The sequence below is a fragment of the Pseudarthrobacter sp. CC12 genome, from assembly GCF_039907755.1.
Classification (GTDB): domain Bacteria; phylum Actinomycetota; class Actinomycetes; order Actinomycetales; family Micrococcaceae; genus Arthrobacter; species Arthrobacter niigatensis.
Genome location: NZ_JARDJH010000021.1, coordinates 42,601 through 54,318, shown reverse-complemented (window position 1 = coordinate 54,318; position 11,718 = coordinate 42,601). Strand labels below are relative to the sequence as shown.

Sequence of the window (11,718 nt, the reverse complement as noted above, 5' to 3'; positions counted from 1 at the left end):
AATGCCCCTTTTCGACCTCCCCCTCGCCCAGCTGCGCAGCTATACCTCCGGGGTCACGCCACCGGGGGACCTCCAGGCGTTTTGGGATGCCACGGTGGGGGAAGCGCGGGCGTATCCACTGGACGCCACTTTCGAACCGGTGGAGAACTACCTGACCGTGATCGACACCTTCGACGCCACGTTCTCCGGCTTTGGCGGCGCGCCCATCAAAGGTTGGCTGCACCTGCCGGCCAACCGGGAGGCAGGCGCCCGGCTGCCGGTGGTAGTGACCTACATTGGCTATTCCGGCGGCCGTGGCCTGGTCAACCAGGACACGCGCTGGGCGCAGGCCGGGTACGCGCACTTCATTATGGACACCCGCGGCCAGGGGTACGGCGGCCTGGTGGGTGATACGGCTGATCCGCATCCGTCCGCGGGCGACGTGGCGCATGCTGGCCTGATGACGAGGGGCATCTCGAGCCGGGAGGATTACTACTACCGCCGTGTCTACGTGGACGCCTTCCGCGCGGTGGAGGCCGCCCAGGCCCACCCCGCCGTCGATCCTGCCAAAGTGGTGCTGGCCGGTGTCAGCCAGGGTGGCGGCCTGGTGGTGGCCACGGCGGGGCTCACCGCGGGACGGCTCGACGGCGTCATCGCCGCGCTGCCCGACGTCCCCTTCCTCCAGGACTTCCCCCGCGCCATCGACATCACCCCGCGCGGCCCGTACCCGGAGATCGCCCAGTTCCTCGCCCGGCACCGGGACCGGTACGACGCCGCCATGGAGGTCCTCAACTATTTCGACGGCGTCAATTTGGCCGCCTGGGCCTCCGTTCCGGCGCTGTACTCCGCTGCCCAGATGGACGACATCTGCCCGCCGTCGACGGTTTTCGCCAGCTTCAACGCCTATGGATCAGCGGCAGCATCGGGCGGCAATCCCGGTAAGGAGATGGAGGTGTACCGGTTCAACAACCACGAAGGCGGCCAGGAACACCACTGGATCCGGCAGCTGCAGTTCCTGCGCAAGCTGCTGGGGTAGGCGGCGCGGGAATGTGACGGACACGGATTTTGCGGCGGCGGGCGGCCGGGCTTATGGTCTTTCCCATGACTAACCGTTGGTATGCGTATTTTTCGTTGGCTCTGGAGGAGCCCGCGTCTAACTGACACGCATCCAACTTCCTTCAGAGCCAACAGGGCAGAGATCATTCTCTGCCCTTCGCCGTTTCTCCGGCGGGTTCTGAAATCCGGGCCCGCTTCCCATCTGGAACAGGACCCCGAACATGAGCACCGCAACAGCAGCAGCCCCGGCCAGCGACACCAAGTCCACCTCGAACCTGCGCGTCAGCGAATTCACCCCGCTGCCCACCCCGTCGGCACTCCTCACCAAACTGCCACTGGACGCCCGGGCCGCTGCCGTCGTCGAACGCGGCCGCGATGAGGTGCGCGCCATCATGGACGGCGTGGACGACCGCCTGCTGGTCATCGTAGGCCCCTGCTCCATCCACGACCCCAAGGCCGGCCTCGAGTACGCGCGGCGGCTGGTCAGCCAGGCCGAGAAGCACAAGGAAGACCTGCTGATTGTCATGCGGACCTACTTCGAGAAGCCGCGTACCACGGTGGGCTGGAAGGGCCTGATCAACGATCCCCGGCTGGACGGCAGCCACGACATGGTCACCGGCCTCCGCACGGCCCGGCAGTTCCTGCAGCAGGTCACCGCGCTGGGTCTGCCCACCGCCACTGAATTCCTGGAACCGATCAGCCCCCAGTACATGGCTGACCTGATCTCGTGGGGCGCCATCGGTGCGCGTACCACGGAGAGCCAGATCCACCGGCAGCTGGCGTCCGGGCTTTCCATGCCCATCGGGTTCAAGAACGGGACCGACGGCGGCCTGCAGGTTGCCATCGATGCCTGCGGTGCCGCCGCGGCGGCGCAGGCGTTCCTGGGGATCGACGGCGAGGGCCGGGCAGCGCTGGTGGCAACGGCAGGAAACCCCGACACCCACGTCATCCTCCGCGGCGGCCGGAAGGGGCCCAACTACTCCGCGGCCGACGTGGAACGGGCCTCCACCGAATTGGCAGGCAAGGGGCTCAATCCCCGCCTGATCGTTGACGCCAGCCACGCCAACAGCGGCAAGAGCCACCACCGGCAGGCGGAGGTCGCGCTGGAGATCGGTGCCCAGCTTGAAGAGGGGGGAGTGGCAGCCCGGGCCGTTGCCGGCGTCATGCTGGAAAGCTTTCTGGTGGGCGGAGCCCAGAACCTGGATGTTGCAGAGCACGCGGCGGGGCGCTCCACGCTGGTCTACGGCCAGAGCGTGACGGACGCCTGCATGGACTGGGATGTCTCGGCTTCGGTCCTGGAGCAGCTGGCAGCGTCGGCGCGGAAGCGGCGGCAGCAGAATTAGGGGGCGAAATAGGGGAGGCCACTACTTTCACATCTGCCACATGAACATCTAGAGTATCTTCTTAGGTGGTTGGTGGATGGCTCAGCATCGGAACACCGCATTGGCACGTACCTGGGGTCACTGTTGTCCATCCGTCAGCAAAGGAAAATAGGGAAATGTCGGCAGAACAGAACTTCTCCAACGCGAAGTTCCTGACCGTGGCTGAAGTGGCCGAGGTCATGCGCGTCTCCAAAATGACTGTTTACCGCCTGGTCCACTCCGGCGAAATGCCCGCGGTGCGCTTCGGCCGCTCCTACCGGGTCCCCGAAAACGCCGTCGAACAGTACCTTAAGGGCGCTGTTGTGGACGGCCACAGCGAGACCGCCTGAGGCGGCCTGTCCTGAGCCGCTCCCGATAAGCGGTACCCTGTTAAGGAACGTTTTACGTCATTGTAAGAATCTGTCAGTTGTTCAGTTCGTAGCTTTGTCCACGGACATTTCCCATCAGGCAGGTACTGCATCTAGTTTGTAAGGAACTTTCGTGGGTTCAGTTATCAAGAAGCGTCGCAAGCGTATGGCCAAGAAGAAGCACCGCAAGCTGCTTCGCAAGACTCGTCACCAGCGCCGCAACAAGAAGTAGCAATACTTCGAACAGCGTGAAGATGCCCGTCGCCCTCCAAGGCGGCGGGCATTTTTTTGGCTACGCCCGGGGGCCGCGGATGCGGGCGAAGCCTTTCCAGAGGCCGTAGATGGCGCCGCCGAAGGTTGCTGCCTTGAGGCCAAGGGTGGCGGCGCGGCGGCCGGCGCGGAAATCGTAGACCGGCCAGTTCCGGTCGCGGGCGTGGCGGCGGAGCTTGGCGTCCGGGTTGATGGCAACCGGGTGGCCTACCAGCGAGAGCAGCGGAACGTCGTTGTAGGAATCGCTGTACGCCCAGCAGCGCTTGAGGTCCAGGTCCTCCTGGTCCGCGATGGCCTGCACGGCTACCGCCTTGGCCGAACCGTGGAGGATGTCTCCCACCAGGCGTCCGGTGTACATACCGTCCGACACTTCCCCCACCGTGCCCAAGGCCCCCGTCAGCCCCAGCCGGGTGGAGATCACCGTGGCCACTTCGATGGGCGTGGCCGTTACCAGCCAGACGCGGCGGCCCACCCGGAGGTGCTGTTCAGCCAACGCCTTGGCACCTGGCCAGATCCGCGACGCGATCATCTCGTCGTAGACCTCTTCGCCCAGCGCCTTGATGTCGTCAACGGTGATGCCGGCGGCGAGGGTCAGGGCCGAATCGCGGACCGCATGGACGTCGTCGATGTTTTCCCCGCGCGCCACGAACTTGAACTGCTTCCACGCGAACCCGGCAGCCTCAGTGAGCGTAAACGCCCCCCGCTGGTGCATCTTGCGGGCCACATGGAAGAGGCTGGCACCGCGCATCAAGGTATTGTCCACGTCGAAAAACGCCGCCTCACCGGGCTGCGGGGCAGCAACCGGCCGTGTAACGACGGCAACGTATTTCTCCTCGGGCATGGACTTGAGTCTAGTCAATCCACATGGCCGGCGCGGTCGGCGTCAACTGCACGGCGCGAACGGCGATACCGTTAAGCCATGGCCACCCCCCGCGTCGTCCTGGTCACCAAAGCTGAGTGCCACCTCTGCGAAGAGGCGCGCGACGCCGTCGGCCGGGTCACTTCCGCGTTGGGCCTTGAATGGAGCGAAGAGCTGGTGGACAACCAGCCCGAACTGCGCGAGCGCTACGCAGAAGAGATTCCCGTGGTCCTGGTGGACGGGGTGCAGCGCGACTTTTGGAAAATCGACGAAGCCCGGCTGGAACGCGTCCTGCGGCGCGCCATGGCCAAGTAGGGGGATGCGAATGACGTCCTTGGATTCAACCCCCCAGCCTGTGCCGGACGTGCCGGATGCCGCGGGCTCACCGGCCAAGCAGATTCCTCCCGCCGCCGTGGCCCGGTTGACGCTATACCTGCGTGCCCTGAATACGTTGCTGGCCGAGGGGGTTGAGCGTGTTTCGTCGGAATCGCTCGCGGAAGCCTCCGGCGTCAGTTCCTCCACGCTGCGCAAGGACCTGTCCCATGTGGGGTCCTACGGGACCAGGGGAGTGGGCTATGAGGTGCAGTACCTGAGCCGCCACATCGCTGCGGCCCTGGGGCTGACCCATGACTGGAAAGTGGCCATCGTCGGAGCCGGAAACCTGGGCAAAGCACTGGCACGCTACGGCGGCTTCGAATCGCGGGGCTTCGACGTGGTGGCCATTTTCGACGCGGACCAGATGGTGGTGGGCAACGAGGTGGGCTGGCTGCGGGTCAGCGACGTGGCAGACCTCGAGACCGTCCTCCACCGCACCGGGGCCAACATGGTGGTGCTGGCACTTCCCGCGGCGGTGGCCCAGGGCATCTGCGACCGGGTGGTGGCGGCCGGTGTGCACAGCGTGCTCAGCTTCGCTCCCGTCATGCTGCAGGTCCCTGAAGGAGTGAACCTCCGCAAAGTGGACATGGCCACCGAGCTCCAGATCCTGGCCTATCACGCCCAACGAGCGCAGGCGCCGGGACAGCCGGCCTGAGCCCCGGTTTAAAAGCGGTGGCCCGGGATGCTGGACATCCCGGGCCACCGCTGCGTTCTGCCGTAGGCGTTACCGCCCGTAAGGGTTGCCGAAACCGCCGGAATAGGGGTTGGCGAACGGCTGCTGTTTCCGGAAGTACGGGGCAGCGGCCGGGAGGTAGAGCAGGACAATGGCGGCGATGCCCAGGACCGTCCCGAGCGTTCCGAAGGTGGGGACCCCGAACAGGCCCAAAACGGAGAGCGCTGCAAACACGGTTCCGAGGATGCGTGCCCAGTTTTTGCCCTTGCGGACAAAGAACGCCACCAGCAGGTAGAGCGCGACGCCGATGATCGCGAAGACCACCAGCGTGCCGGCGATGACGCTCTTGATGTCGTCATACGTAACGGCCGCTCCGCTGGCTTTCACCTGCTGCTCAAAAGCCTGACGGAACTGTGGGTCATCGAGCTGGGTGAGGCCGGCGAGCACGGAAACGACAAAGATCACGGCGGACGCGATCAGCAGCCAGAACGAGATGTTCACCAGTTGCGGGATGCCGTTGCTTCCCGCCGGCTGGGGCTGCTCCGAGGGGTATTGGCCGTACGGGGACTGGCCATACGGCGACTGCCCGTACTGGGGAGCATTCTGGCCATATTGGGAACCGTACTGCGGCGCATTCTGGCCGTACTGCGGTGCTGCCGGGGGCTGCGAGCCGTATTGGGGCTGGTTCTGGCCGTACTGCGGTGCGTTCTGGCCGTACTGGGGCGCGTTTTGGCCGTAGCGCGGCTGCTCGGGTCCGGGCTGCTGGCTGCCGGACTGGGCATTGCCGGAATAGGGGTCTTGGGGCGCGGGAGGCGGGACGGGAGGAGTACTCATGGGCGTTCCTTCTGCAGGTCGGGATCCGGGTGGGCTGCCGGGATTCGGTCCTCAGCCTTCCCCCCAGCATGGCTTAGCTCCACCGTACCCCCGGCGGCGGGGATGTGGGTGATGCGGGCGGTATTCACGCGCAGAACTGTGACCTGGAACGGCGCCTTTAAACAGCGCACCCCGGCGCCGGGCCGGGAAAGGCCTGGTGCCGGGGTGCCCCGGATGGGGAAGTTATGCTGCGGGGGCGATGAAGGCAAGCTCCAGGTTGATGGCAACCTTGTCGCTGACCAGGACGCCGCCGGCTTCGAGGACGGCGTTCCAGGTAAGGCCGAAGTCCTTGCGGCTGATGGTGGTCTCGGCGGTCAGGCCGGCGCGGGTGTTGCCGAACGGATCGACGGCCACGCCGTGGAGCTCGGTCTCGAGGGCCACGGGGCGGGTGACACCCTTGATGGTGAGGTCGCCCTGGAGCTCGTAGGCGTCGCCCTTGGGGACGATCGCGTTGGAAACGAAGGAGATCTCCGGAAACTTCTCGACGTCGAAGAAGTCTTCGCCGCGGACGTGGCCGTCGCGGTTGGCGTCGCCGGAGTCGAAGCTGGCGGTCTTGATGGTGGCGTTGACCTTGGAGTCGGCCACGTTCTCGGCGAGGCTCAGGGTGGCCTCGGCTTCCTTGAACTGGCCGCGGACCTTGCTGATGCCGGCGTGCCGGACGGTGAAGCCGATCTCGCTGTGGGAGTTGTCGAGGGTCCAGGTGCCGGTGGTGACGTCTGCGGGAAGTGCCATGATGTTGCTCCTTGGTGTGAATGCCTGCTGTGGTCCTGCGGTTGAATCTTCATCGGTTGAAGCCTCAACTATCTTGCTGCATCCAGTATAAACATGCGTTTGCATGTTTTGTTCCCGCTTTCGGAACATTTCTTCAGAAACTTAAGTTCTACTCTTTGTAGAAAGCGCGTCCCGGAGATTTCGGATCGCACGCCATCTTTGAGAAACTGGTAAACATGCCCCAAGCCACTGTCCATCTGCTCCGCCACGGCGAGGTCCACAATCCCGACGGCGTTCTCTACGGACGGCTCCCGGAATTCCACCTCTCCGAGCTGGGGCAGGAGATGGCCCGGACCCTGGCCGAGCACTTCCGGCAGCGCGCCGAGCGCGGCGCCCGGATTACCTACCTGGCCGCCTCACCGCTTGACCGTGCGCAGGAAACCGCGCGGCCGACGTCGGAAGCGCTGCGCCTGCAGATCCACACCGACCAGCGCATCATCGAAGCGGAAAACTACTTTGAGGGCATGAAGGTCACCAGGGCTGAACTCCGCCGGCCAAAGCACTGGCCTCGCCTGGTCAACCCGCTGCGCCCGTCGTGGGGCGAACCGTACAAGGAGCAGGCGGCAAGAGTGGCGGCTGCGGTGCAGGACGCACGGCTGCGCGCCATCGAACTGGCCGGCGGCGACTTTGGTGCCGCTGGCCCCGAGGCCATCCTCGTCAGCCACCAGCTTCCAATCTGGGCGGCACGGCTGAGCGCGGAGGGCCGGCCGCTGTGGCACGACCCGCGCAAGCGCGAGTGCACCCTGACATCCCTTACGTCCCTGGTTTTCGACGACGACGGCTCGCTTTTGCGGGTCGAGTACAGCGAGCCTGCGGCGTCCCTTCTTCCCGGTGCCGCCAGCACCCCTGGAGCCTAGCAGTGAGCAACAACAACCTTCCCTCGCGCCGGAGCCTGCTCTCGGCAGGCGGCATGGCCCTGACCGCGCTGACCCTTGGCCTGTCCGGCTGCGCACAGGAGGATGCCCTGGCCAAGCAGGCCAAGGCCGGCGACAACAAGAACTATGTTGCCGGCGACGGCTCCGTAACCGAGTTCGCCGCCGGGGACCGCAAGGAAGCCGTGCAGATCCAGGGAGCGCTTTTCAGCGGCGCCGCCGTGACCCCCGCAGACTTCCAGGGCAAGGTCAGCGTCCTGAACTTCTGGTTCGCCGCCTGCGCGCCGTGCCGCGTGGAGGCGCCGCTCCTGGAGGAGCTGCACCAGGAGTTCAAGGACCAGGGCGTGCAGTTCTTCGGCGTCAACCTCCGGGACGAGAAGCCCACGGCCGAAGCGTTCGAGAAGACCTTCAACCTGACCTACCCCAGCTTTGACGACAAGGACGGCAGCGTCCTGCTCTCCGTGTCGGGCCTGGTCCCGCCCGGCGCCGTACCCACCACGCTGGTGCTGGACAAGCAGGGCCGCGTGGCCTCCCGCGTCCTCGGGGAAATCGAGAAGGGCACCCTGAAAGCCCTCATCACCGCCGCCGTGGCGGAATAGGGACGGGCCGGGACCGTGAACAGCCCCTTCGCCGAAGCCATCCTCAGCGGCTCCCTCCTGCTCGCCATTCCGGTGGCCCTGCTGGCAGGACTGGTGTCCTTCCTTTCGCCGTGCGTCCTTCCCCTGGTTCCCGGATACCTGGGCTACGTGACCGGCCTGAGCGGCGTGGACCTGCAGAAGCAGAAACGCGGGCGGATGCTTGCGGGCATTGGGTTGTTCGTCCTGGGCTTCTCCGCGATCTTCGTCCTGCTGGGCGGTGCATTCGGCCAGCTGGGCACGCTGATTACGGGCAGCCAGAATGCCTGGATCACCCAGCTCCTGGGCGTCCTGGTCATCATCATGGGGATCGTCTTCATGGGCGGTTTCAGCTGGCTGCAGCGTGACGCGAAGATCCACGCCAAGCCGCCCGCCGGGCTCTGGGGAGCGCCACTGCTGGGCCTGACCTTCGGCCTGGGCTGGGCCCCGTGCATCGGCCCCACCTACTCCGCAGTGCAGCTGCTCAGCCTCTCCGGCGGATCCTCTGCGGCCAAGGGGGCTTTCCTGGCCTTTGTCTACAGCCTGGGACTTGGCATCCCGTTCCTGCTGATCGCCCTGGCCCTGCGCCGGGGGATGGGCGTCATGGCGTTCTTCCGGAAGCACCGCGTGGCCATCCAGCGGACCGGCGGCGGGATCCTGGTGGTGCTCGGGATTTTGATGGCCACCGGGGTGTGGGGTGCCTGGGTGACCGGGCTGCAGTACTGGTTCCAAACCGATGTGAAGTTGCCGATCTGATGAGCGAGCGTGTGAACGTAAAGAAGAAGCAATCCGCCCCTGTGGCAGAGGCGAAAGCCCAGGCCGCCCTTCCGGCCCTGGGACCCAAGGGCATGCTGCGGTGGGCCTGGACCCAGCTGACCAGCATGCGCACCGCGCTGTTCCTGCTGCTGCTCCTGGCCGTGGCCGCGGTCCCGGGATCACTGTTCCCGCAACGCCCGGCAAACCCGGCGGTGGTAACCCAGTACATCAAGGACCACCCTGACTACGGCAAGCTGCTGGACTCCCTGCAGCTCTACGACGTCTACTCCTCGGCCTGGTTCTCGGCGATCTACCTGCTGCTGTTCATCTCCCTGATCGGCTGTGTGGTACCCCGCGCCATCGCCCACTACAAGGCCATGCGCTCCCAGCCGCCGCGGACCCCGCAGCGCCTCTCCCGGCTGCCCGAATACGGCACCCTGGTGATCCCCTCCGGTGCTGCCATCCCGTCGTCGGACGCCATCAACGGCGCGGCCCGGGTGCTGCGGAAACGCGGCTACCGGGTGGAGGTCAGGGATGCCGACGGCGCCCTTCCGTCCCTGGGTGCCGAACGCGGCTTCATGAAGGAAGTGGGCAACCTGGTCTTCCACACCTCGCTCATCGGCGTGCTGGTGTCCGTGGCAGCCGGCGGCCTGTTCGGGTACAGCGGCCAGCGCATCCTGGTCGAAGGCGACACGTTCGTGAACACCCTGGTGGGCTACGACCAGTTCAACCCGGGAACCAACTTCCAGCCCAGCCAGCTCCAGCCCTACTCGCTGCAGCTGGACAAGTTCAACATCACGTTCGACCGTGAATCCAAGGGCAAGTTCGGCCAGCCCATCGACTTTGCCGCCACGGTAACCACCAAGGAAAACCCGGACGCTCCGCCCAAGCAGGAGACCCTGAAGGTCAACGACCCCGTGAGCCTGGGAGGCACCAGCATCTACCTCACCGGCAACGGTTACGCCCCGGTGGTGACTATCCGGGACGGAGCGGGCAACGTGGCCATGCAGGGCCCGGTGGTCGCAAAGCTGCAGGGCGAGAACTACTACTCCTCCGTAGTGATCAAGGTCCCTGACGCCCAGCCGGACCAGCTGGGCTTCGTGGGCTTCTTCCTCCCCACCGCGTTCGTCACGGACAAGAATGTCTCCTTCAGCGCCGACCCCGAGCTGTTCAACCCGCAGCTGACCCTGAACTCGTACTACGGCGACCTGGGCCTGAACAAGGGTGCCCCGCAGAACGTCTTCGAACTGGATGTCAAGAACCTGACCCCGCTTAACGCCCGGAACCTGGCTGCCGGCGGCATTACGCTGGCACCGGGCTCCACCTACACGCTGCCCGACGGCAAGGGCAGCATCAGCTTCGACGGCGTCAAGCGGTACATCGGCGTGGACATCCACCACAATCCCGGGCAGCTGTCCGCCCTTGTCTTCGCGCTGCTGGCCGTGGCAGGCCTGATCCTCTCGCTCTACGTCAACCGCCGGCGCGTCTGGGTACGCACCGGCACCGCCGCCGACGGCCGCACCATGGTGGAATACGGGCTCCTGGCCCGCGGTGAGGACCACCGCCTGGCCGGCGAGGCAGCAGCGCTGCGGAAACTCTTCACCGCAGAGTGGCAATTGCCTGACGAGGCGGCCCCTGGGGATACCGCTTCCGCAGGCGCCGCCCCGTCCCAGCAAACTCCCAGCCGGGCAGGCGATAATGTCGCAGGCTCCGTCAGCACCCCAGCAGGCCCCACCGGGCCCAAAAAGGACCAGTAATGCCATTTGGAATCAACGAAACCATGGGCCAGTACAGCGAACTCTTCATGCTGCTGGCGGCGGGCACCTATACGGTGGCCTTCATCGCCTTCGCCTGGGACCTGGCCAAGAGCAGCAAGGCCCTGCGCGCCGTGGACCTCAAGGCAGCCCAGGCCGGGACCGCCGCCAGGGTTCCCGTGGGAGCCGGCGTTGCCACGGGATCTGCCGGGGGCCGCCTGAGCGGGCCGGCCGACCGTGCCGAGCGCCCGTCGTCGTCCACTGCCAAGGCCGGCGGCGCAGGAACGGATGGCATCGTGACGGCGGGCGGCGACATGAAGTATGCCGCGGAACGCCGCGTTCCGGCGCGGGTCGCCGTGGCCCTGACCACCCTGGCAGTCCTGATCCATGCCGCCGGCGTGGTCACCAGGGCGCTGGGAGCCGGGCGCGTGCCATGGGGCAACATGTACGAATTCCTCACCACCGGCGCCTTCCTGGTGGCGGCCGTATTCCTGCTCTCGCTCATCCGCCGCGACCTGCGCTTCCTGGGCACTTTCGTGGTGGGCCTGGTGATCATCATGATGGTGGCCGCCTCGGTGGCTTTCTGGACCCCCGTCGGCCACCTTGTTCCCGCCCTGCAGAGCTACTGGCTGGTCATCCACGTTTCCATCGCCGTGCTTTCCTCGGCCCTTTTCACCCTGACGTTCGCGATGTCGGCACTGCAGCTGGTCCAGTCCCACCGGCAGAAGACCGTTGCCGCCGGCGGGACCGACAAACTTGGTTTCATGCGCCTGGTGCCCTCGGCACTGAGCCTTGAGAACCTGTCCTACCGGATCAACGCCATCGCCTTCATTGGCTGGACCTTCACCCTCATGTTCGGTGCCATCTGGGCCGAAAAAGCCTGGGGCCGGTTCTGGGGCTGGGACACCAAAGAGGTGTGGACGTTCGTGATCTGGGTTGTCTACGCCGGATACCTGCACGCGCGTGCCACGCGCGGCTGGACCGGTACCCGCGCCGCCTGGCTCTCGATCGTGGGCTACTTCTGCGTGATCTTCAACTTCACCATCGTGAACACCTTGTTCAACGGGCTCCACTCCTACTCCGGCCTCTAGGAGGGCCTTCCCGGCCGGCAGCGACCGGGAAACCACGCACAACGCG

Annotated in this window: 15 protein-coding genes; 11 read left to right on the top strand and 4 right to left on the bottom strand. The window is 65.8% G+C overall.

The features are described 5' to 3' along the window. The first annotated feature begins 1 nt into the window (after nt 1). The 4 genes from PV772_RS14760 (at nt 2) to PV772_RS14745 (ending at nt 2,996) form a co-directional block, all read left to right on the top strand. The gene (locus PV772_RS14760; protein WP_347886634.1) at nt 2-1,015 is read left to right on the top strand and encodes an acetylxylan esterase; all 1,014 of its coding nucleotides are present in this window, start codon (nt 2-4) and stop codon (nt 1,013-1,015) included. A gap of 241 nt (nt 1,016-1,256) precedes the next feature. Then, nucleotides 1,257-2,378 carry a 3-deoxy-7-phosphoheptulonate synthase gene (locus PV772_RS14755; RefSeq protein WP_141182398.1) on the top strand — a complete coding sequence of 374 codons (1,122 nt, stop codon included), beginning with the start codon at nt 1,257-1,259 and terminating at the stop codon, nt 2,376-2,378. Between the two features lie 155 nt (nt 2,379-2,533). Next, nucleotides 2,534-2,746 (top strand): helix-turn-helix domain-containing protein, encoded by a 213-nt coding sequence (locus PV772_RS14750; RefSeq protein WP_018761777.1) that lies wholly within the window; start codon nt 2,534-2,536, stop codon nt 2,744-2,746. Nucleotides 2,747-2,897: 151 nt separating this feature from the next. Then, entirely contained in the window at nt 2,898-2,996 is a 99-nt protein-coding gene (locus PV772_RS14745) for an AURKAIP1/COX24 domain-containing protein (protein WP_003792170.1), read from the top strand. A gap of 60 nt (nt 2,997-3,056) precedes the next feature. Here the strand turns inward: PV772_RS14745 and PV772_RS14740 are convergent, their stop codons facing one another. After that, nucleotides 3,057-3,875: an HAD-IB family hydrolase gene (locus PV772_RS14740; protein ID WP_141159431.1), complete on the bottom strand. Its 819-nt coding sequence runs from the start codon at nt 3,873-3,875 to the stop codon at nt 3,057-3,059. 78 nt (nt 3,876-3,953) lie between these two features. Between PV772_RS14740 and PV772_RS14735 the strand changes: the two genes are divergently transcribed. Further along, nucleotides 3,954-4,208: a glutaredoxin family protein gene (locus PV772_RS14735; protein WP_347886633.1), complete on the top strand. Its 255-nt coding sequence runs from the start codon at nt 3,954-3,956 to the stop codon at nt 4,206-4,208. Nucleotides 4,209-4,218: 10 nt separating this feature from the next. After that, nucleotides 4,219-4,923 carry a redox-sensing transcriptional repressor Rex gene (locus PV772_RS14730; protein WP_141159433.1) on the top strand — a complete coding sequence of 235 codons (705 nt, stop codon included), beginning with the start codon at nt 4,219-4,221 and terminating at the stop codon, nt 4,921-4,923. Between the two features lie 69 nt (nt 4,924-4,992). On the opposite strand, the gene PV772_RS14725 is transcribed toward PV772_RS14730, so the two are convergent. The 3 genes from PV772_RS14725 to PV772_RS14715 form a co-directional block, all read right to left on the bottom strand. After that, the gene (locus PV772_RS14725) at nt 4,993-5,775 is read right to left on the bottom strand and encodes a hypothetical protein (protein WP_347886632.1); all 783 of its coding nucleotides are present in this window, start codon (nt 5,773-5,775) and stop codon (nt 4,993-4,995) included. Further along, entirely contained in the window at nt 5,772-5,903 is a 132-nt protein-coding gene (locus tag PV772_RS14720) for a hypothetical protein (RefSeq protein ID WP_347886631.1), read from the bottom strand. Before PV772_RS14720 ends, PV772_RS14725 begins: the two co-directional genes overlap by 4 nt. Before the next feature lie 94 nt (nt 5,904-5,997). Then, a complete protein-coding gene (locus PV772_RS14715; protein ID WP_141159435.1) occupies nt 5,998-6,546 on the bottom strand; it encodes a YceI family protein in 549 nt (182 codons plus the stop codon). Nucleotides 6,547-6,761: 215 nt separating this feature from the next. Between PV772_RS14715 and PV772_RS14710 the strand changes: the two genes are divergently transcribed. The 5 genes from PV772_RS14710 to ccsB are packed head-to-tail and all read left to right on the top strand — an operon-like array spanning nt 6,762 to nt 11,672. After that, nucleotides 6,762-7,442, top strand: coding sequence for a histidine phosphatase family protein (locus tag PV772_RS14710; protein WP_347886630.1), 681 nt, complete (start codon nt 6,762-6,764; stop codon nt 7,440-7,442). Between the two features lie 53 nt (nt 7,443-7,495). Further along, the gene (locus PV772_RS14705; RefSeq protein WP_210411397.1) at nt 7,496-8,056 is read left to right on the top strand and encodes a TlpA disulfide reductase family protein; all 561 of its coding nucleotides are present in this window, start codon (nt 7,496-7,498) and stop codon (nt 8,054-8,056) included. Between the two features lie 15 nt (nt 8,057-8,071). Continuing rightward, nucleotides 8,072-8,827 (top strand): cytochrome c biogenesis protein CcdA, encoded by a 756-nt coding sequence (locus PV772_RS14700; RefSeq protein WP_347886629.1) that lies wholly within the window; start codon nt 8,072-8,074, stop codon nt 8,825-8,827. Then, nucleotides 8,827-10,584 carry a cytochrome c biogenesis protein ResB gene (locus tag PV772_RS14695; protein ID WP_347886628.1) on the top strand — a complete coding sequence of 586 codons (1,758 nt, stop codon included), beginning with the start codon at nt 8,827-8,829 and terminating at the stop codon, nt 10,582-10,584. Before PV772_RS14700 ends, PV772_RS14695 begins: the two co-directional genes overlap by 1 nt. Next, nucleotides 10,584-11,672: a c-type cytochrome biogenesis protein CcsB gene (ccsB, locus tag PV772_RS14690; RefSeq protein WP_141159439.1), complete on the top strand. Its 1,089-nt coding sequence runs from the start codon at nt 10,584-10,586 to the stop codon at nt 11,670-11,672. The genes PV772_RS14695 and ccsB overlap by 1 nt, the downstream gene beginning before the upstream one ends. The last annotated feature ends 46 nt before the right edge of the window (nt 11,673-11,718 follow it).

Coding starts and splice junctions, on each gene's coding strand:
- PV772_RS14695 (WP_347886628.1), top strand. CDS start 8,827: ATGAGCGAGCGTGTGAACGTAAAGAAGAAGCAATCCGCCCCTGTGGCA.
- PV772_RS14730 (WP_141159433.1), top strand. CDS start 4,219: ATGACGTCCTTGGATTCAACCCCCCAGCCTGTGCCGGACGTGCCGGAT.
- PV772_RS14710 (WP_347886630.1), top strand. CDS start 6,762: ATGCCCCAAGCCACTGTCCATCTGCTCCGCCACGGCGAGGTCCACAAT.
- PV772_RS14715 (WP_141159435.1), bottom strand. CDS start 6,546: ATGGCACTTCCCGCAGACGTCACCACCGGCACCTGGACCCTCGACAAC.
- PV772_RS14760 (WP_347886634.1), top strand. CDS start 2: ATGCCCCTTTTCGACCTCCCCCTCGCCCAGCTGCGCAGCTATACCTCC.
- PV772_RS14735 (WP_347886633.1), top strand. CDS start 3,954: ATGGCCACCCCCCGCGTCGTCCTGGTCACCAAAGCTGAGTGCCACCTC.
- PV772_RS14755 (WP_141182398.1), top strand. CDS start 1,257: ATGAGCACCGCAACAGCAGCAGCCCCGGCCAGCGACACCAAGTCCACC.
- PV772_RS14725 (WP_347886632.1), bottom strand. CDS start 5,775: ATGAGTACTCCTCCCGTCCCGCCTCCCGCGCCCCAAGACCCCTATTCC.
- PV772_RS14750 (WP_018761777.1), top strand. CDS start 2,534: ATGTCGGCAGAACAGAACTTCTCCAACGCGAAGTTCCTGACCGTGGCT.
- PV772_RS14740 (WP_141159431.1), bottom strand. CDS start 3,875: ATGCCCGAGGAGAAATACGTTGCCGTCGTTACACGGCCGGTTGCTGCC.
- PV772_RS14705 (WP_210411397.1), top strand. CDS start 7,496: ATGGCCCTGACCGCGCTGACCCTTGGCCTGTCCGGCTGCGCACAGGAG.
- ccsB (WP_141159439.1), top strand. CDS start 10,584: ATGCCATTTGGAATCAACGAAACCATGGGCCAGTACAGCGAACTCTTC.